The 18,072-nt window shown below is 33.7% G+C and carries 16 protein-coding genes and 3 tRNA genes; 3 read left to right on the forward strand and 16 right to left on the reverse strand.

The genetic code is table 11. The features are described from left to right. Nucleotides 1-4 precede the first annotated feature (4 nt). The 4 genes from M902_RS09525 to M902_RS09540 form a co-directional block, all read right to left on the reverse strand. Nucleotides 5-850 (reverse strand): LPP20 family lipoprotein, encoded by an 846-nt coding sequence (locus M902_RS09525; RefSeq protein ID WP_021267710.1) that lies wholly within the window; start codon nt 848-850, stop codon nt 5-7. Then, entirely contained in the window at nt 840-1,418 is a 579-nt protein-coding gene (locus M902_RS09530; protein ID WP_021267411.1) for a hypothetical protein, read from the reverse strand. Before M902_RS09530 ends, M902_RS09525 begins: the two co-directional genes overlap by 11 nt. A gap of 81 nt (nt 1,419-1,499) precedes the next feature. Continuing rightward, nucleotides 1,500-2,255 carry a ThiF family adenylyltransferase gene (locus M902_RS09535; protein WP_021267506.1) on the reverse strand — a complete coding sequence of 252 codons (756 nt, stop codon included), beginning with the start codon at nt 2,253-2,255 and terminating at the stop codon, nt 1,500-1,502. Nucleotides 2,256-2,285: 30 nt separating this feature from the next. Continuing rightward, nucleotides 2,286-2,362, reverse strand: a tRNA-Arg gene (locus M902_RS09540). Between the two features lie 134 nt (nt 2,363-2,496). Between M902_RS09540 and M902_RS09545 the strand changes: the two genes are divergently transcribed. The 3 genes from M902_RS09545 to M902_RS09555 all read left to right on the forward strand — a co-directional run bounded on the left by M902_RS09545 (nt 2,497) and on the right by M902_RS09555 (nt 6,289). Further along, complete coding sequence (locus M902_RS09545) at nt 2,497-3,372, forward strand: phospholipase A (protein WP_021267573.1); 876 nt, start codon at nt 2,497-2,499, stop codon at nt 3,370-3,372. Then, nucleotides 3,372-4,655 carry a MipA/OmpV family protein gene (locus tag M902_RS09550; protein WP_021267653.1) on the forward strand — a complete coding sequence of 428 codons (1,284 nt, stop codon included), beginning with the start codon at nt 3,372-3,374 and terminating at the stop codon, nt 4,653-4,655. Before M902_RS09545 ends, M902_RS09550 begins: the two co-directional genes overlap by 1 nt. Nucleotides 4,656-4,792: 137 nt before the next feature. Then, complete coding sequence (locus tag M902_RS09555) at nt 4,793-6,289, forward strand: bacteriohemerythrin (RefSeq protein WP_021267736.1); 1,497 nt, start codon at nt 4,793-4,795, stop codon at nt 6,287-6,289. Nucleotides 6,290-6,295: 6 nt separating this feature from the next. Here the strand turns inward: M902_RS09555 and M902_RS09560 are convergent, their stop codons facing one another. From M902_RS09560 to M902_RS09620, 12 genes are all read right to left on the reverse strand, one after another. Further along, on the reverse strand, nt 6,296-7,276 hold the full coding sequence (locus M902_RS09560; RefSeq protein ID WP_021267458.1) for an alpha/beta fold hydrolase: 981 nt from the start codon (nt 7,274-7,276) through the stop codon (nt 6,296-6,298). A 99-nt stretch (nt 7,277-7,375) separates the two neighbouring features. Then, nucleotides 7,376-7,939 (reverse strand): outer membrane beta-barrel protein, encoded by a 564-nt coding sequence (locus M902_RS09565; RefSeq protein ID WP_021267420.1) that lies wholly within the window; start codon nt 7,937-7,939, stop codon nt 7,376-7,378. Nucleotides 7,940-8,204: 265 nt separating this feature from the next. Beyond that, nucleotides 8,205-8,292 (reverse strand) — tRNA-Ser (locus M902_RS09570). A gap of 14 nt (nt 8,293-8,306) precedes the next feature. After that, nucleotides 8,307-8,392: transfer RNA gene (locus M902_RS09575), tRNA-Ser, on the reverse strand. 59 nt (nt 8,393-8,451) lie between these two features. Continuing rightward, complete coding sequence (locus M902_RS09580; RefSeq protein WP_021267512.1) at nt 8,452-11,622, reverse strand: tetratricopeptide repeat protein; 3,171 nt, start codon at nt 11,620-11,622, stop codon at nt 8,452-8,454. A 37-nt stretch (nt 11,623-11,659) separates the two neighbouring features. Further along, nucleotides 11,660-12,643: a hypothetical protein gene (locus M902_RS09585; protein ID WP_021267588.1), complete on the reverse strand. Its 984-nt coding sequence runs from the start codon at nt 12,641-12,643 to the stop codon at nt 11,660-11,662. Next, on the reverse strand, nt 12,633-13,472 hold the full coding sequence (locus tag M902_RS09590) for a hypothetical protein (protein ID WP_021267468.1): 840 nt from the start codon (nt 13,470-13,472) through the stop codon (nt 12,633-12,635). Before M902_RS09590 ends, M902_RS09585 begins: the two co-directional genes overlap by 11 nt. Beyond that, on the reverse strand, nt 13,469-14,584 hold the full coding sequence (locus M902_RS09595; protein WP_156979800.1) for a hypothetical protein: 1,116 nt from the start codon (nt 14,582-14,584) through the stop codon (nt 13,469-13,471). The genes M902_RS09590 and M902_RS09595 overlap by 4 nt, the downstream gene beginning before the upstream one ends. A 167-nt stretch (nt 14,585-14,751) precedes the next feature. Next, a complete protein-coding gene (locus tag M902_RS09600; protein ID WP_021267620.1) occupies nt 14,752-15,012 on the reverse strand; it encodes a hypothetical protein in 261 nt (86 codons plus the stop codon). 428 nt (nt 15,013-15,440) lie between these two features. Next, nucleotides 15,441-16,265 carry a hypothetical protein gene (locus M902_RS09610; protein ID WP_021267482.1) on the reverse strand — a complete coding sequence of 275 codons (825 nt, stop codon included), beginning with the start codon at nt 16,263-16,265 and terminating at the stop codon, nt 15,441-15,443. Nucleotides 16,266-16,291: 26 nt separating this feature from the next. Next, nucleotides 16,292-16,591: a hypothetical protein gene (locus tag M902_RS09615; protein WP_040314557.1), complete on the reverse strand. Its 300-nt coding sequence runs from the start codon at nt 16,589-16,591 to the stop codon at nt 16,292-16,294. Between the two features lies 1 nt (nt 16,592). Next, nucleotides 16,593-18,068 (reverse strand): NADH-quinone oxidoreductase subunit N, encoded by a 1,476-nt coding sequence (locus tag M902_RS09620; protein ID WP_021267433.1) that lies wholly within the window; start codon nt 18,066-18,068, stop codon nt 16,593-16,595. Nucleotides 18,069-18,072 lie beyond the last annotated feature (4 nt).

The raw sequence follows: 18,072 nt of genomic DNA on the forward strand, positions 1-18,072 counted from the left end.
TCCATTAAATTTTTAAATCAACAAAAATATCAGGTAAGTCATCCATCAACTCATTAACGACTTCTTCAATGATGGCCTTTTCAGAGCGACCTGTTTGTGTATATCTTTTTGTTATATTTAATTTTTTCTTATTGAAGTTAATCTCCAATGTTTTTTTTACAAAACCATCAACTTTTAAAAATTCATCGATCAAAGCGATAGCTATATTCAAGCGTTCATCACTATTACCAGAGAATACATTGTTCTTATTAAGCTCACTTATTAACAGCTTATCAACAATGTTAAACTTAGGTTGTGAATAAACGTGCAAGGTAATTTCTTTTTTAGGACGTGATTCATACTTTTTAACTTTAGACTTATAATTATCGGCTAAAGTCATCATATATAGCTCTAATTTTTTAATCACACTATTATTGGCCCTAATTTTAGAGAGAACTAGATTATAACCAGTCTTATATAAATCTTCGTTATCTTTTTTAAGTCCAGAAATATCACTTTTTAATTTAGTAACAAATTTTTTAGTATTAAGTCCCATTAAAACGCAATAGTATGATTCCTCATCAACAAATGATTCAATCATTTCAACGCCAAATAAGTTTTCCGAAACTTCTTCACTGACAAAATCAGAATACTCACCTTCATCTAATTTTCCGTTCGAGCTTTCAATAGATACGAACTTCGCTTTTACTTTTACCTGAAAGCTTTTGGCTATCTCGACTCGAGCGTCTTCACTTGCCTCTTTTTCACTTAGACTACATGTCTTTGCACATAGGTAGTCCTTAGGACACGACTTTATTTGTCCAAATGAATAAAGACTTAAAATTGAAATCAGAAGGATCTTAGTCTTCAAATTTTTGTCTCAACTCTTCTTTGTGTGAATCATTAGCAACAGCAATTGCTTTTTCTTGTGCATATCGAATTGCTCTTTGTAGAGTATCTTCTTTAATACCAACTAAGGAATAGCAAGTATAGTACGGGTCACCAATAAGCTTTTCATCTTTCATTTTTTGTCTTTTTTCCCAATACTGCTCTTTTACACGAACCCCAGAAACTTTTGTTCTTATTGACTGAGTAAGAGTCTCAGAAAATGTTTTAATTTCTTGTGAATCCTCATCAAGATTCGTGACTTCTGTATAATCATTAGCAATCTCTTGTGAAATTTCAGAAGCAATAACTGCAGTTGATCTGGCGGTAGCAGACTTTACACAAAGTCTTCTATTTCTATTTTCTGATTGCGATAAGAAGTAGTGATAATCTTTATCACCTTTATAATTATCAACACTCTCTAACCAGTCTGGTTCAATTTTATTTGAAGCATTTAGAATTTTATAATCGATTTCAAACTCTCTTGCTTTCTTTCCAGAAGCACAAGAAATCATCGCAATTGATATTAGAAAAAATGAGAAAAACTTTGTCATGATATCTCCTAAAAAATAACCTCAGTGGACTTTTTCAAGTCAACTAATTTTACTTTACGGTGAGATATAATCAATGAAAAATTATTTTAATAATTCCTTAACGGCAATATGGCTTAGCAAGAAGCCTACTGTTCCTGTCATGTATGTTGCGGTACCCAGCCCTCCATCACAATCTAACTTAAGTGCTTTTGAAGTATTATCAATATCGCACTTTTTAATCTTCTTTGATGGCTCTGGAGAATAGACGCATTGAACCTTCGCCTTAGAACGGCCAAGAGGGTAAAGGTGTTTCTTTTTAAGCTCTTGCCTTACTTTTCGATAAAGCATGTCTTGCTTTGTCTTAGAAAGCTCAGCAACTGTAATCATTGTTGGATCTACTTTTCCACCAATTGCCCCAGAACTTACAATTTTAACATCGCGCTTATAGCACTCATTAATTAAAACCGCCTTCTCACGAGGTGCATCAATCGTATCGATAATAATAGACGGGCGCTCAGCAAATATCTTGGCCATACTCTTTTCATTAAAAAAACAATAATGACATATAACTTCACAATCAGGATTAATCATAGCGATTCTATCCTTTAGGGCATCGGCCTTCATCTTTCCATAATTCCCATCGTGGGCATGTAGTTGACGATTTGTATTTGAAACACAAATATCGTCGAGATCGACCAAAGTAATTTTATTAACTCCAAGGCGCGCAATAGATTCAACGCACCAAGTCCCAACTCCACCAAGACCGATAATCATAAAATGTGAGTCTTTTATAAAAGAAAAAGCCTCAGCTCCAAGAAGGGCCGCTATTCCATTAAATCTTTGTTCGTGATTTGACATAGGCTTGTAAAAACAGGTGCTTGAGAAACATGGCGCACTCGGCAGGAGTCGAACCTGCGACCTTCTGATCCGTAGTCAGACACTCTATCCAGCTGAGCTACGAGTGCGCATGTAGGAGTTATTTATAGCCCCTAACTACTCATATTGTCAATGCGTTCTTGCATTCAAGGAAATATTTGTCAGAGGGCCTTAAAAAATTGGACAATAGGCTCAATTTATTAATTTTTTACCAGTCAAATACATGAACAAGATTTTTCTTATATTTCTTACTCTACCCCTGCTAACTCTTGCTAGTGAAAGCAGTGAGATACAAAAATCCCTTGAACAAAGAATCAAAGAAGACAATCATTCAAATAGTACTTCCTCTTTAGTTACTGCACATAGGCCAAATTACATTTTGCCAATTACTTATATGCACGATCCAAATGAGGAGCCCTACCCATCAGATGATGAGTTAAAGAATATCGAAACAAAATTTCAACTTAGCTTCAAATTCACAGTATTGTCACATGTCTTTGGATCGAAAACAGATTTAAATTTTGCCTATACTCAAAAGTCATTATGGCAGCTTTACAATAAGAAAAATTCGGCAGCATTTAGAGATACTAATTATGAGCCGGAGTTATTTATCTCTTTAGAGCCGTTTAATGAAGACTGGCGAATTTTTAAAAACTACTACCACTTCGGTTTTGTTCATCAATCGAATGGTAAAGATTTACCATTATCTCGAAGCTGGAACAGAATCTTTGCAACAACCTTTTTTGAATGGCAAAAAACTCTATTCATGCTCAAGGTCTGGTATCGTATAAAAGAAGAAGCTAAAGATGGACCGACTGATTATACAGGTGATGACAATCCCGATATTACTGACTATCTTGGATACTTTGAACTAACAGGAATTCATAAAATTAATGGCCATACTCTTTCTTGGATGCTTAGAAATAATTTAAAGAAAGATAACAAGGGTGCACTCGAAGTTAACTGGTCTTTCCCTTTACCGGAAACACGTTTAAAGGGTTACTTTCAAGTCTTTACTGGTTATGGTGAAACGATGATTGATTACAATTATAATATGACCCGAGTTGGGCTCGGGGTCGCATTTACAGATTGGTTATAATGAAAAAAATTTTAACAACTATTTTTATCTCTACATTTACTTTTGCGAGTAACTACAGTCCAGAATATTGGGGTATTGGGTTTGGTTATCGTAATGCATCGATACCATTTCAAGTAAAAGATAAAAAAGTTTCTGACATTATCCCACTCTTCTATTATAAGCGTGGAGATTTTCAACTCGATGGCCTATCTGCTCACTTCACTTTTTATAGACCTATTAAAAAGTTAAATATCAACCTTATGTCAAAGTACCGCTTTTTTGATATTCCAAAAGATACTCAAAATACAGTTCGAGGAGCTGGCTTTGATTATGGTTTAGAAGCACAGTATATTCACTCAACAATGTGGAGAACCAGGGCCCAGATCCTCACAGACCATTCAACAAGAACATACTTCACAGTAAATACTGAAGCAGATCTTGTTTGGAAGAAAGTTTTCTTTCGCCCATATGCCTATGCAACAATTAGAACTGCTCAGTTTAATAATAAGTACTATGGTTTAGATGTATCAAATCCTGGTCCAGGCTATGAAATTGGTACCGGTGTTAAGGCCGCTATAAAAGTGTATAAAGATTTTAATATCCTTACTCATATAAAAGTAAGCGCCCTTGATAATGAAACGGCCCATACTTCTACTATTCGTAACCAAGTAAACACAGAAACATTTTTAGGAATCGGCTTCATTGATCCGAACCTGGCCCAAAAGAATGGATATGAAATTTCTAAACGTACAAAACTTAAGTCGAAAGCTTTTATAAGAACAGCCTATGCAATGGCGACTCCGTCAAATCTAAGCGATATCCTTGCTTTTCATACTGCAACAGATAAATATAACAACGATATGGTTTCCTTTGCATATGGAATCCCAATGGCCGATAAACTTCTAGGTGCAAATATTCCAGTTTATTTGCTACCCCAATATGTTGGACATCTTAAAAGTGCGGTTCAGGAAAGAAGTAATGAGTTTGCACTAGCTGTTAAAATATTCATTCCGTTTCACTGGCCTACAAAGTGGAGGCTTGGCCTTGCAGAAGGAATTTCTTATGCCGACCAAATCACCTATATAGAAGAGTTTGATATTTCCGGAAAGGGCTATCGTAGCAGTAAGTTTATGAATTACTTAGACTTCTCTATCGATTTTAGCTTGGAAAAAGCAGGTTTAAAGTACACATGGCTTGGACTTATGATTCATCATCGCTCAGCTATTTTTGAATCATCATCCATGTTTGGCCGAATCAAAGGTGGAAGTAACTATATTGGAGCCTATATTCAACAGGATCTATAGAACCACTAAAAAGTTCAATAAAATGATTTTAAAAACCCAATAATTTCAATAATATCTATCGTTCAGATTACTTGAATCATGATATTTGTCATTAAAATTTCGCTCTAGTAGGAACGCATTCATCCGATAATGAATGCATGAAAAATTTAAGCTATATAATTACTCCATTATTTTTATCGACCTCTATCACAGGGCTTTGCATCTACTACAATCACATGAGTTTCACGCAAGGACTTTCTTTCTTTAGTGCACTCATTCCTTTTGCATTTTTTGCTGTAAAGGAAAGAAGAAAACATCGAGTTAATCTTCAATCTTTTGTACAAAAACTAGATTATCTACAGCGGAATATAGTTGGAACAAACGCTCAATTCTTTGAATCGTGTGAGCAACTTGATGAAAGTACAGATGAACAAGCAAGTGCTGTTATTCAAACAAGTGCCACTAGTGATGAAATTAGTGCAATGATTACTAAAACGACAGGATCGATTAATTCATTCGAAACAAACATTAAAGAGATCAACAATCTAATAAGTAGAAGTGATCACTCTTTAGCAAAATTAGAAAAAAATATTCAATCAAGCTTAACAACAAGTCGTGATATTACTGAGTCATTAAATGATATTGTTCTTAACCTTAATGGTTTCTTATCTACTTTTACGGATGTTGAATCTAAAGCTATGCTCATTAATGATATTGTCTTTCAAACGAAACTGCTTTCTTTCAACGCTTCAGTAGAAGCTGCTCGTGCAGGTGAACACGGGAAAGGCTTCTCAGTTGTCGCTGAAGAAATTGGTAAACTTGCATCAACAAGTGGGGAAAGTGCTGAGGCGATTAATGCAACTTTAAATGAAGCACAATTAAAACTAAATTCTCTTATTACTAATATTCAAGAAAATAGTAAGGACCTAAATGAAAGGCTCGATCAAACTGCTGAGTCATGTGACAACACTCTTCAAGAATTCAGACATAGCTTTAATCAAACTAATGATGAGACTGTCAAAATGAATGAACAAATTCACGAGGTCACTATTGCAGCAAAAGAGCAAGAGAACGGTGTAATTGAACTACGTGATGCGATTCATGCTATTAATAACTCTACACAAAGAAGTGCACTTGTTGTCTCACAGACGCTAAATTTAGCTAATACAATAAACCTATATCTTGGTGAACTTTCTGGATCAATCGATCATACAAAAATGTCACAAAATATTAAAATCAATACAAATATTGAATTAATCCCATGGGAAGATAAGTACAATATTGGTATTTCAAAAGTAGATAATGAACACCAAGAATTACTGCGTAAAATCAACGGATTAATTAATTCTATGAATATGAATCAGGGAATGAAAGAGGCATTTCAATCTCTTAAAGAATATACTGTTTTCCATTTCGACGAAGAAGAAGAGTATATGCAAAGTATTAATTATCCTTCATACGAATCACATAAAAGAGTTCACGAGAAGCTTTTATCTGCAGTAGCACGCTTTGAGAAACAACTACATAACGGCACTTTAGAAAAAGATAAACTAGCGAGCTTCTTAAAGAACTGGTTATTTACGCATATTATGGGAATTGATACTAAGTATGCAGATCATGCCAAAAAGCAGCGAACAAGAAAGTTCGCTGCCTAATTAGATTTAAAACTCAGGATAAAAGACTTTAGCAAATCTAGAGTAATTCTCAAATTGAGGCATATGCCCTAAACCATCTAATTCAATTAGCTTAAGTTTAGGGTTTTCCTTTTTTAAGTCCTTACCTAAATTTTGATATTGACCTAATTTTCTTTTAACACCTTTTTTCTTCCAACCACGGCCAGGACCTGTGCGATCACGCGTACCTAAAATTAAAACAGTTTTGGCCTTAATCTTTGGAAACTTTACGACAATATTATCATTAAAGATTGGGCCATATGTTAAGGCCGCATTCCAAGCAACATCATCATAATTAGGGCCATTTAGCCAGCCTTTAAAGGGCGTTAGAAGTTCTTCATAAGACTCGGCCCAAGCACCATCATAATAGTTTTTCTTTTGATAATTTCTGGCACCATCAACAGTTTTATTCTTTTCAATATTATAAAAAAAGTCTGGATCTTTATATTCTGCATAATCCAAATATGCTTCCAGGCCAATAGGATTAACCAAAACGACTTTTTTGATATCACGATACATGGCCCCCATATTAACAGCGAGCATTCCTCCCATCGAGTGACCAACGACAGTATACTTTTTTACACCAATAGACTTTAAGAGGTCATGAGTATTCTTAGCGAGCTGTGGGAAGCTGTAACTATAATTTTTAGGCTTTGAACTTTTACCAAAGCCAATTTGATCAGGAATGATAACTCGATAGCCTTTTTTTACGAGATCATTTGCTACTTTCTCCCAGTAAAATCCTGCAAAATTTTTACCGTGAAGTAGAACGGCCACTTTATGTTTTGATTTACCAATATCCATATAACGCATTTTTAACTTCTGCCTTTGAGAAGCGAGCTCATATGTTTTTACCGGAAAGGGATATTTAAACTGAGATAATTCGGCATCGAAACTTAGTTTATTTTCAGTGTTAGAAGCACAAGAAGCTAGAAATAGCGCTAAAAATAGCGTCAAGATAATTTTCATTTTACATCCTTTGTTAGCATGTAAAATTTTAAAAACGACTAGCGCGGATGTAAACCCATCTGACAAAGAGTTAACAAATCAAATGTTTAAGTCGGATACTTAGATACGAATTCCAAAACCTAATGACGATTGATATTCGTGCTCATCATCAGTAAAAATAACATTCATACCGGCATTTAACGTAAATACATTCATTAAATTAATAGCAAGTCCTGTACCTGCATATGGATTTACGTATGTGGCGGGTTCAATTGTTGTTGTCACACCTGCTTGAGTTCTTTCATACTTACTATCACGTGCGTGCGCTCCGGCCCTTAAATACCAATTAAGAGCTCGTCCAATATTAAATGAACTTCTTAGCCCAAGCATGTAATTCGTTGAATTATCACTGATATCAACTCCTGTATCAAAGGACTCATCTTCTTTCGCCTGTGTTACCTCTGCTTCAAGTGATAAGTACTTTGGGCCATAGTTTGCTCTTAGGCCGTAAAAGAGACGACTAGACGTATGAGGAGTTGGAAGAATCTTTTGTACACGCTCATACCCTACTACAGGCTCAATTTCCAAATTACCGCTCTTAAAGCCACCAAAGCTTCGACCTTGAGCAAAAGTTGAAAGAGAAATAATAATTGTAAGTACAGCTAGTAGTAGTTGAGTTTTCATAAATCTATTATTGCATGTCTATAGGGGCAATGTATTTGAGAGGTAAATTTGGCCTAAGGTAAAATTTAGGTACAAAAAAAGACCGCTTTTGCGATCTTACATTTAATTGGGGATTTTAAAATGGCGGAGACTGACCTGCGGCACGTGCGTTAGCACAGTGACGTTGAGTCTGCTTAATATGCATAAGAAAAAAACAAGCGTAAGCGCCAGTTTTTTTGTGATCAGTTTGATGTTGGATTTAATAATAGAATTATTTGATTCAAAATGGCGGAGAAGGCGAGATTTGAACTCGCGGTACCCGGAGGTACGACACCTTAGCAAGGTGCTGGATTCGGCCACTCTCCCACTTCTCCACTAAGAAAAAAAGTGGCGGAGGACACAGGATTCGAACCTGCGGAGCTCGCGCTCAACGGTTTTCAAAACCGCCGCTTTCGACCACTCAGCCAATCCTCCGCAAAATACAAATATTTTGCATTCGTGAGATATATTATTAAGATTCTTACACACATTTGTCAACGCTTTAATGCATTTATTAATGCAAGAATATTTTGACGGTCTCTAGCAGCTGGGCTGAGCGTCAAATATCTTTGAAATTTATCGATTGCAAGGTTAGGTTGACCAAGTTCTTTATACAGAAAACCCATCATCTTATTTAAGTCTGGATCATTCGGATTAAGCCTGTTAGCGCGCTGAAAGAACTGTAGAGAGGGTACAAACTCTCTTGTTTGAAATGTTAATTTACCCATTGAGAAAATAGCATCAAAATAGTTTTTATTAATCTGAATTGCCTTAGATAAATTCTTTTTGGCCTCTTGGACTTTTTTGCCTATTAAATAAATTTCCCCTAACATATAGTAACCAAATTCTGAATTTGGATGTTTTTCAATTTCAACAAGTGCTGCTTTTTCAGCATCTCTGAACTTTCTTTGACTAAAGAGAATCTTAGAACGGTAATAATTAATCCTAGGGTAAGTAGGTAATCTCTTTTCTAAAATGTCTAAATGCTGACTAGCGAGGCCGTAGTTATTCATATGAATATAAGTTATGATTAACTTTTCTCTAACTAGAAGGTTTCCTGGCTCATATACAAGAAGCTTAATCGCATTCTCGATCAACTCTTTATAATTTCTTTCGATCTCAGATACTTCAACTAAGTAAGAGTATAGAGCACCGTCTTTTTTATTCAGACGATCGAGAACTTCTTTCATCTCACGATAAGCTTCATAATTCTGATCACGATAGTAGAAGACTGCGATTTGTCCATAAAGCTTTGGATTATCTCTATGTTCTAAGAGCTCTTGACGAAGATATCCAATAGCAGTTGTAACACCATCTGTTTCGTATAAGACCTTACTATTTAGAATTTTATAATCAATATTAGATGGATTTAATCCCATCGCTTCATTTAAGAATATCTTTGTTTGTTTAAATTTTTTATTTTTGAAGGCGATCTTGGCCATTTCAAATTGAGCGATATCACTAAGAGGATTTACTCTTGCAGCGGCCTTAAACTTATCAAAGGCCATCTTATCATTTGCAATTAAGTTATAATAAAGTCCTAAGAGCATATGAAATTCAAAAGTCTCTCTAAACTTCTCACTTGTCGATAAAGCTGATAGTAATCGTTTCGCTTCGTCTTTTTTATAGGACATAATATTTGCTTTAATAAGCGCATAATTAATTCGAGGATTAACTGGATGTAATGCTCTTAACTTAGTTAGAGTTGTTATCGCAAAATCAAAATAACCTCTTTTGACTTGTAGCTCTGCTAAGTAAAGTTTTGCATCAATACTTGTCTCATCCAATGAAACTGCTCTTAAGGCCAATTCAAATGCCCTGTCCCAGTTTAAAAGTGCGACTTCGTCTTTTGATTGTCTTATGAGAACTTTTATTTTACTTGTTGAGATAACCTTTTGAGTAAGATCACTTCCAGCAACATCAAGAGTTGCAAGAGTATCTCTTAAAGATTCATCATCATAAATCTTAAGTGATTGTTGGAATAGCTTTGTTGCACCTTGAATGTCTTTATTATAGGCCTTAACAAAGCCCATGAACTTTAGACCTTGAGCAAAGTTATATGGTGACCCACCACCATATTTTGCAATTAAGATTGAGGCTATCTTATTTAGTTCCCCCATTTTCTCTAACTCTAAGAGGAGATCCCCATATATAATTAAAAACCTGTAATCACTTTGAAACTTTTCCTTATTCTCAGTAATAAGTTTAAGGGCATCAGTACTATTTTCATTTAAGAGTAGATAGTTAACCATTGCATCAATCGATTCAACAGTTCTTAGCTTAGCTTGAAATAGCTTGTCATAAACAATCTTGGCCTTATCAAGCTCACCAGCTTTTAAGAGATAGTTCAAGTATATTGAAAACATCTTAATAGAGGGTTTATTCGATTTTAAATAATTATACCTTTCAATAGTGAATATCGCTGTTTCATATTTTTGAAAATAGGCATAAAACTGAGCAGCCCCGATAACGACATCAATATCTGACAAAAGCTTTGAATCTTCAATTCTTATCAGTTTTGAGAGAACTTGACCTGCTTCAAATTTATTTTGTGTATCAATTAGTAAATCACTATAAGCGTGGATCAATTTGCTAATAGCAGGATTTCCTGAGAATTTGTAACGAAGCGAGAGATTAAACTTATTTGCCGCACTAATACGATTTACAAAACCTTCTTGTTTAAACAAGGCCATACCTTCTTTATAGGCCAATTGCGCTTTTTGCGGCTGTGCAACTTCAGTTGCAACAGGGAATGATATTTTTGGAACAACAACTGTTTGAATATCTTTCTTCTCTTCAGGCAATAGAAAAATTATCGTCACGACAAGAAATAACACAACAACTAAGTTTCTTTTCTTATTATTAGTAACTTCCTTTTTTTCGACATGCTTTTGAACAACTTTTTTCTTAGGTTTCTTTTTAAGCCTACGCTCTTCTTGCATAATCTGAAGTTCAATATCACTATAGTCTTCAGTCTTTGTTGGAAGCTCTTCTTTCTTTAACTCTGCGAGATTGAACATCTGGGTAGCTGCATCGGAGTCAACAACTTCTTCAGGCTCAGGTTCAGGCATTTTATCTTTCCCCTCCTCCTCATCACTACCATCAGAATCTTCACCATCGCTATCAAGATCAAATTCATCTCTAAAATTATTTACAACGACAGTTTTGGCAACATCCTCGTCTTCTTCTTTATCTATACTTTTCTTTTTTAAACTAGAGACATTAACAAGAACTGTTTTATCAATTGGAGGTGGTCCTTCTTCCCCAATCTCATCCTTTGCTTCGTCTTCTAATTCCTTCTTGGCCTTAAATTTCTCTTCAATTTCTTGATAATCAATATCGAATTCTTTGTCTTTAGAAAATTTAAACTCATTAAAGGCAGTTTTATCTTCACCTATCAAAGTATGATGCTTTTGCTCACTATCTGTTTGAGCATATTTTACTTCTTTTTGTGTTTCTTCTTTAACCGACACTGGCTCTTCAATTTTAGAAAAGAGTTCGCTTAGTTCTGGAATTGCGTTTACAGGGGCCCAATCCCCTGTTGGAAACTTTTGAAATAGACATGAGTCATCGATTGCATCTTTATGACCCAACTCAATTAATTCTGAAAATACAAAAGGGCCCAAAACCTTATTTGATTTGGTTTTGACACGAAACTTTATCATGTCTTCATTATCCTAAGTATTTGAATTTAAATCAAATCTAGGCAGTGCGTGGATTATTTTTCACAATACCAAATATATTCTGTCTGTATGCTAGTGAAATAATCAAGAATATCGTCGAAAGTAATTGTAAATTCGTTAAATAATCCATGTGTAAATAAACGATATGTCCTATTAAGAATAAATAGGCCACGTGTATAATCCCCATGAGTTTAGATACAAGTGGAGAATAATCAACTTTAATAGCAAATATTAACAAGTATATGACTAAGAACAACTGATAAAAACTATCAATACCAAAAGTTGGAAGATAGATAACTGCACTAAATAAACAAATCGACATCAGTTGAATGGCCTGATAACGGGTATCGACTTTTATAAACGAAAATATCACCTGTACGCATAAGAATAATAGGTAAAAATAAGGGCTTAACTCTATATTCAAACTAATAAATCTTTCTAAAACAGATAAGCAGAATATATATTGCAGGATTGAAAGATATGGACGCTTTTTTTCTTTAGGCATTAATAAAGTTGTCGTAACAACAATTAGAATTTCATAGAAAAAGTTACCTAACTCAACACCTTGGAATTCTTTAACAAAGAAGTAAACTACTGTAATGATAATCCATGCGAGAATATAAAATAAACTATGATCACTCTTTTTATCCGTGTCAAAAAAACAAAGGGCACCAAGAAGAAGAACAATATCAGTAACACCAGTAAAGTTCCATATATTAAAAAGTGAAAACCATAAGAGTGTAAATCCTTTGAACAAAGATCTTAAGTCACCCTTACTATTGAAAAAGAAAAATGAAAAAGTTACTGCTGTTACAGCAAAATAACTTCTCTCAGTTGAAGAGAAAACAAAATCCTTAAACAGAAAATAAAACACACCTAAAAAAATCATTGAAAGAATAGATGTACGTTGTTTTTCATTAACCCCTGAATACTTCTCTAAAATAGAGTTTAAAAAATATGTGACAGGATAAAATAATAATAGTGAATAAAAACTAGCTTGCATGGTTTAACTCCACACTCTTGTTACAAAAGTCGACAAATACAGTAAGTAGAACCATTAAAGGTATCAGTTTTGCTAGGCCCGAAACAAATGAAATAGATAGAATTATCGTCATCATTGAAATATTAGCTGTCATAATAAATTGCATACGTTCTTTAGAACCTTTAATGAACTCAGACAAACCAAGCAAACTAAGTGCCGTAAGTAAAACTGGTAACGTTTGAACTTGAGTAAGTAGCAATAGAGATAGAGCAAGAATATTAATCGAATTAGTAACTCTTAGTCTAAAATGAAGTCCAATTAACAGAAGTACAATAAATGGAACAATGAATATTGATGTACTTGAAACATAATCTACATAATTAATAAGTGTTAAATATTTCAAAATCATAAGAGATAGTAAGACACTATCTTCTTTAGAAAAGAAAATAAATAATAATGAAGAAATCACTAGAGCGTAGAAAAGATAGTAAAATTGATCCTTAAAAATTAATAGACCTATTAAATTTACAAATAAGTAAGCTAGAAACTTGAAATTATGTAATTTAGCAATTGAAAGTAGAGACATCGTCCCTAGTAAGAAAGTTGCCATATTAGAAGCACCAAATATTACGAAAGCAAGGGGTGCCATTAATATTAAGCTTAACGAATCAGACTTTCTTAAAAGGTATAAACTAAATAAGGCACCCACCACCGGTAAGAAACCAAACTCTACTCCCAAAGTGAGACCTGAGAATCCTGTTGAATAAAGTATGCCACTGAGTACGAAACATAAAATTGCTGAAATAAATATAGAAGCTATAAGTATAATATATTCTTTAGTGAAGCTCATTTCATTACCACCTGGATAATAAGCACGAGAAAGTACGATGCCATAAGAATCATACTTAATGCACGAACACTACGATAAGACAGAGCAAATGCACCAATATGTGAGTGAGTCATGGTAACCTGAGAACCTACCTTATCTTTTGACGAAAAAATTTCATCAATGAATGTAAATCGCTTCGTATTACCTAAATTAATTCTCGTCCCAATCATTGTTGTAAGCTGAGGAAATTTAACTGCAAGGCCAAATACTAGAAAATTTAAAGTAACATAAGAAGCTGTTGCATAATAAATAGGTTCACGGTCAATATCACCAACTAGGCTTTGGAAAAATATTAACCCAAAAGAAATTAGACTTATTGTTATTAAACTATATAGAAATTCAAACCATTGAAGCGCTTCACGGTTTCTTTGAGTTGATTCTGTATTTAGAAGAAATACGATCATTGCAACAAAGAATGTTAAGACGAGAATAGTTGAATTTCCAATTGTAAAGGCCAATGTAAATAGTCCGATTAACCAGATCTGATCAAATAACTCATATGAAAAGTACTTTTTTAGTACTTGTGTCTCTTGTAACAGTATATTTTTTGTAGAGATAAATGACTTACCTACATAGTAGAAAACGATAATCGACATCAATAATGTTTCTAAGTTCAATAAGACAGCAATAATTGAAGTTAATAAGAAAACCGCTTTAAAGATACTATTCTTACTCATTATAGTTAAAAATATTAGAATTGATAAAGTAATAAGAAATACATTAAGAGTCATTGAGATATGTTGGATATTCGATAATAACAAAAATGAAATAATTACACCGTCTGTAATGGCAAAGTCATCATCATTAGAATGTAAAAAACTCAAAAATAGATATACAGAAAACAGGTATTTAAATGAAGCAGACTTATCAACTAAAGTAAGAAAACAAATTATCGCTATTTTTAAAATTGCTAAGGATCTAAACTTAAAGTCTGCCTGAGAGAAGTTAAAAAAACTACATGTACTAAAACCTATGATCTTTAAGTTAATGTCGATAGGTAGTAGTAGAATACCAAATGGTAAAACTTCATAAACCTTTCGTTTGCTTTGATCAATAATCAAGTAAGAGAACACAAAAGGTATAATGGTGTTAAAAAAATCAAATTCGACACCAGAAAAGTAATAAATAAAATTTAAGATTATAGGAAATATACTAATAGTAGTCTTAGAGTAATTATTCAAACGACTACTAAAATGAAGGCCAATGAGACTAAGGATGAATAATGAGATATTTATATAGATCATTTCAGGCCCTGCCTTACTTTAAACTCTTTAAAAATAGCATTAATTATAAGAAAGATCGGAGCTGAATAAATAAAAATCATGACTCCATCACCTAAGCTGATTGATTCTTGGACTCTTAGATCAATTAGTAAAAGAAAGATTACTATGACTGTAAAAAGGGAAAAAAGCTTCTTTGTAAATCGCTTAGTAAAAAGGTAAACGCCAATATTTATAATAAACAGAGTTGATAATAATGTAAAAGGATCGATATTATGCATTCTTATCTCCATCTAAATTTACAATTGATAAAAATGCTATAAATACAAGCAATACACTAAATTTTAATAAGATTGTCCAATCAACATGTGTATCAACATTAAAATTATTAATTGAACCAATTAATCCACCACTACTCTTAAGATGATAGATATTAACAGAGAATACACCCAGTACTATTGTTGTAAATAGAAAATACGGTAAATACTCAAAACGCTTAAATCTTACCTCAGACGTTGGAAAACAATATTCAACTACACTTAGAACGAGAATAAACAAAGATAAGAAAATAAATAAGAAATATAACAATATAGTAGAAGAAATACCTAAAAAATTTAAAAGAAGCAGCGTTAGAGATACAGGATATAGAATCATCGTGTATCTCTTTTTTGAGAAAGCGGCCAATAAGAAGAATATGATGATTAAGATATTAAAATACATTGAATACCTTTGTAATACATAAAATCATTATGACTACTAAGCTAAAGACTGCTCTACTACGAGCACTACTTAGTATAGTCGAATAGTCTTTGAGTGGTTGAAATTTAAGATAAGTATTACTTAAGATAATTAAAACCGATTGATAAAATAAAACAAAGAGAGATACGACAAAATAATAAAGAGCAACCGATTCAAACTTACTTTTAAAAAGCAATGACCAATCGGTATTAGTAAAAGTTAAATTAATAAAAAAGAGAGCAATAAAGCTCTGATATAAAAGTCTTACGTAGGAACATTGAATACTAAGATATTTCTTATCTGAATATATAGAACCTGCCTTTATAACTTCAATCTCAGTTGTATAAAAAAGAGCTAACACCGGTAGGCCAAAAAGTAACTTAATAAGAAAACTGTTTGTTTGAATTAATGAATAAATTATTAAAAAAGTACTCAAGACTATAAGCTGACAAATAATTATTTGCGTCTTTTCGATGATTTCTGAACGTATCAATGAGAGTCTAAATCTAAAAATACCAACAAAAATTGTGACAGCAACCATAAGAACATAGAATGGTAAGATATAGCTAATTTCGTTTGTCAGTATAAAAAACGCAGATATTGTCTGTCCGAAGATGGCCAAGAACAAGATGACGATAAAAGAATTAAAACATAAAGCATCTACACTCGCAATATCGTGTGAAGCTGCTAAATATTTCCTCAAACTCAAAGTCGGTAAGATTTCTTTCGAGTTAAGAAGAGAACCCATTAATTGAATAACGATTAGCCAGAGTGGCAAAGCAATAATTAGTTCCAAGAACTATCCTCTTTAATTTTAGATAATTACAAAATAAGTAGTATTAAAATTGTAGCAAGACCAATCAATATTGAATACGCTTCTTTATAAAAATCTAGTGTTTGTGCACCAAGAATAACAACTGTAATCATGGCAATAACTTGAAAAACAACAAGAAGCTTAAATGTCATCTTTAATGAAACTAAGTTTGATTTGGCCAGATGTGATTCACGATTCAATTTCTTGAAAGGAGCTTGGGCCATTTTAGGTTTGAAAAACAAGGGGTAGCCTAAGACTACCCCAAGAATAATAAAAAAAGTTAAGGATGTTAGTAGTACTAATTCCATACTACTTAATTAGGAGCAAGGCCCCGTTAGCAAGAGCGATAAGCTTTTGCCAGAAAATACCAAGAAGTACAACTGGAAGCGTATAAGCACCAATTACTAATTGGTTGATAAATCCGAAACCACCGATTTGCTCATCAGATTCTGCATCTTTAAGAATCATTACACGAACAACTTTCATGTAGTAGTAAAGAGAGATTACAGAGTTAAGAGCAGTAATAACCGCTAGTACATAGAATTTCTTATCAATAATAGCAGCAAGAATGTTGAACTTAGCTACAAATCCCGATAATGGAGGAAGACCAGCTAGAGAAAACATTGTAATCGCCATAGCAATGGCCATAACTGGATGCTTCTTAATAAGACCAGAGAAACGATCGATATGATCATTACCATAGTGATCTTGAATAAATGATGCAACATAAAATGCTACAAGCGTCATAAATAAGTAAGTTACAGAATAGAAAAGTATTGCAGTCCATCCTGATTTACCAAGTACAATCGCACCAAGCATCATTACACCAGCGTGTGAAATTGAAGAAAAAGCAAGCATTCTCTTAATTGAGCGCTGACCGATAGCTGATACGTTACCAACTGTCATCGTAAGAGCTGCTACGATACTTAGAAGAACTAACCAAGAGTCTTTTAGAACTCCTACATCTCCACCAAAGAATACCTGAGTAAGACGAGCAAAAGCTACGATCCCTGCAAACTTAGGAACTAATGAGAAGAATGCTGTAACTGGCAGAGGTGAACCTTCGTAAACATCTGGAGACCACATGTGGAAAGGTACACAAGAAATCTTATAACCAATCCCTACAAAGAAAAGTAAGAACGAAGGAATAAGAATTGCCGTTTGTTCAGTAGATAGAGTTGATAGCATTGGCATTAGTTCAGAGAAGTTGATTGTCCCTAGAACACCAAAAATATGACTCATACCAAATAACATCATACCAGCAGTTACACCACCGTATAGTACATACTTAAGCCCGGCTTCAGTCGAACGTTCGTCGTTCTTTTTAAGAGCGGCCATTGCGTATGATAGTAGTGAAAGAGTTTCGATCCCTAAATAGAATAGGAGCATATTATTTGCAGAAGCCAGAAGCATCCCACCAACTAAAACACCCATTGCTAGAATTGTGTATTCAGCTTTTGTACCTTCATAAAGATCCTTAGAGATCTTAGAAAGGTAAATAACACCAGCTGTACTAAGGATCATTACGATCTTTGCAAAACCTGAGAAGTGATCAATAACTAAAGACTTAGTAAAAATATGTGTCGGCTCAATACCAAGACCTTTAACCTGGTAGATAAGCGCACATAGTAGTCCAAGCATTGAACCCCAGTAAAACATGTTTTTTGAGCTACCTTTTTCATCATTTCCGTAAGTAGCTTCGATGAGGATTAAGGCTCCCATCGTGAAGCATACTAAAAGCTCCGGAATATAATGTGAGATACTCGCTAAATAATTTAAAGCCATCACT

It is taken from the genome of Bacteriovorax sp. BAL6_X (assembly GCF_000443995.1).
Classification (GTDB): domain Bacteria; phylum Bdellovibrionota; class Bacteriovoracia; order Bacteriovoracales; family Bacteriovoracaceae; genus Halobacteriovorax_A.

Excerpts from the sequence above, each read along its gene's own strand:
- M902_RS09530 (WP_021267411.1), bottom strand. The coding sequence starts at position 1,418 with ATGACAAAGTTTTTCTCATTTTTTCTAATATCAATTGCGATGATTTCT.
- M902_RS09535 (WP_021267506.1), bottom strand. The coding sequence starts at position 2,255 with ATGTCAAATCACGAACAAAGATTTAATGGAATAGCGGCCCTTCTTGGA.
- M902_RS09545 (WP_021267573.1), top strand. The coding sequence starts at position 2,497 with ATGAACAAGATTTTTCTTATATTTCTTACTCTACCCCTGCTAACTCTT.
- M902_RS09550 (WP_021267653.1), top strand. The coding sequence starts at position 3,372 with ATGAAAAAAATTTTAACAACTATTTTTATCTCTACATTTACTTTTGCG.
- M902_RS09555 (WP_021267736.1), top strand. The coding sequence starts at position 4,793 with ATGAAAAATTTAAGCTATATAATTACTCCATTATTTTTATCGACCTCT.
- M902_RS09560 (WP_021267458.1), bottom strand. The coding sequence starts at position 7,276 with ATGAAAATTATCTTGACGCTATTTTTAGCGCTATTTCTAGCTTCTTGT.
- M902_RS09565 (WP_021267420.1), bottom strand. The coding sequence starts at position 7,939 with ATGAAAACTCAACTACTACTAGCTGTACTTACAATTATTATTTCTCTT.
- M902_RS09580 (WP_021267512.1), bottom strand. The coding sequence starts at position 11,622 with ATGATAAAGTTTCGTGTCAAAACCAAATCAAATAAGGTTTTGGGCCCT.
- M902_RS09585 (WP_021267588.1), bottom strand. The coding sequence starts at position 12,643 with ATGCAAGCTAGTTTTTATTCACTATTATTATTTTATCCTGTCACATAT.
- M902_RS09590 (WP_021267468.1), bottom strand. The coding sequence starts at position 13,472 with ATGAGCTTCACTAAAGAATATATTATACTTATAGCTTCTATATTTATT.
- M902_RS09600 (WP_021267620.1), bottom strand. The coding sequence starts at position 15,012 with ATGCATAATATCGATCCTTTTACATTATTATCAACTCTGTTTATTATA.
- M902_RS09615 (WP_040314557.1), bottom strand. The coding sequence starts at position 16,591 with ATGGAATTAGTACTACTAACATCCTTAACTTTTTTTATTATTCTTGGG.
- M902_RS09620 (WP_021267433.1), bottom strand. The coding sequence starts at position 18,068 with ATGGCTTTAAATTATTTAGCGAGTATCTCACATTATATTCCGGAGCTT.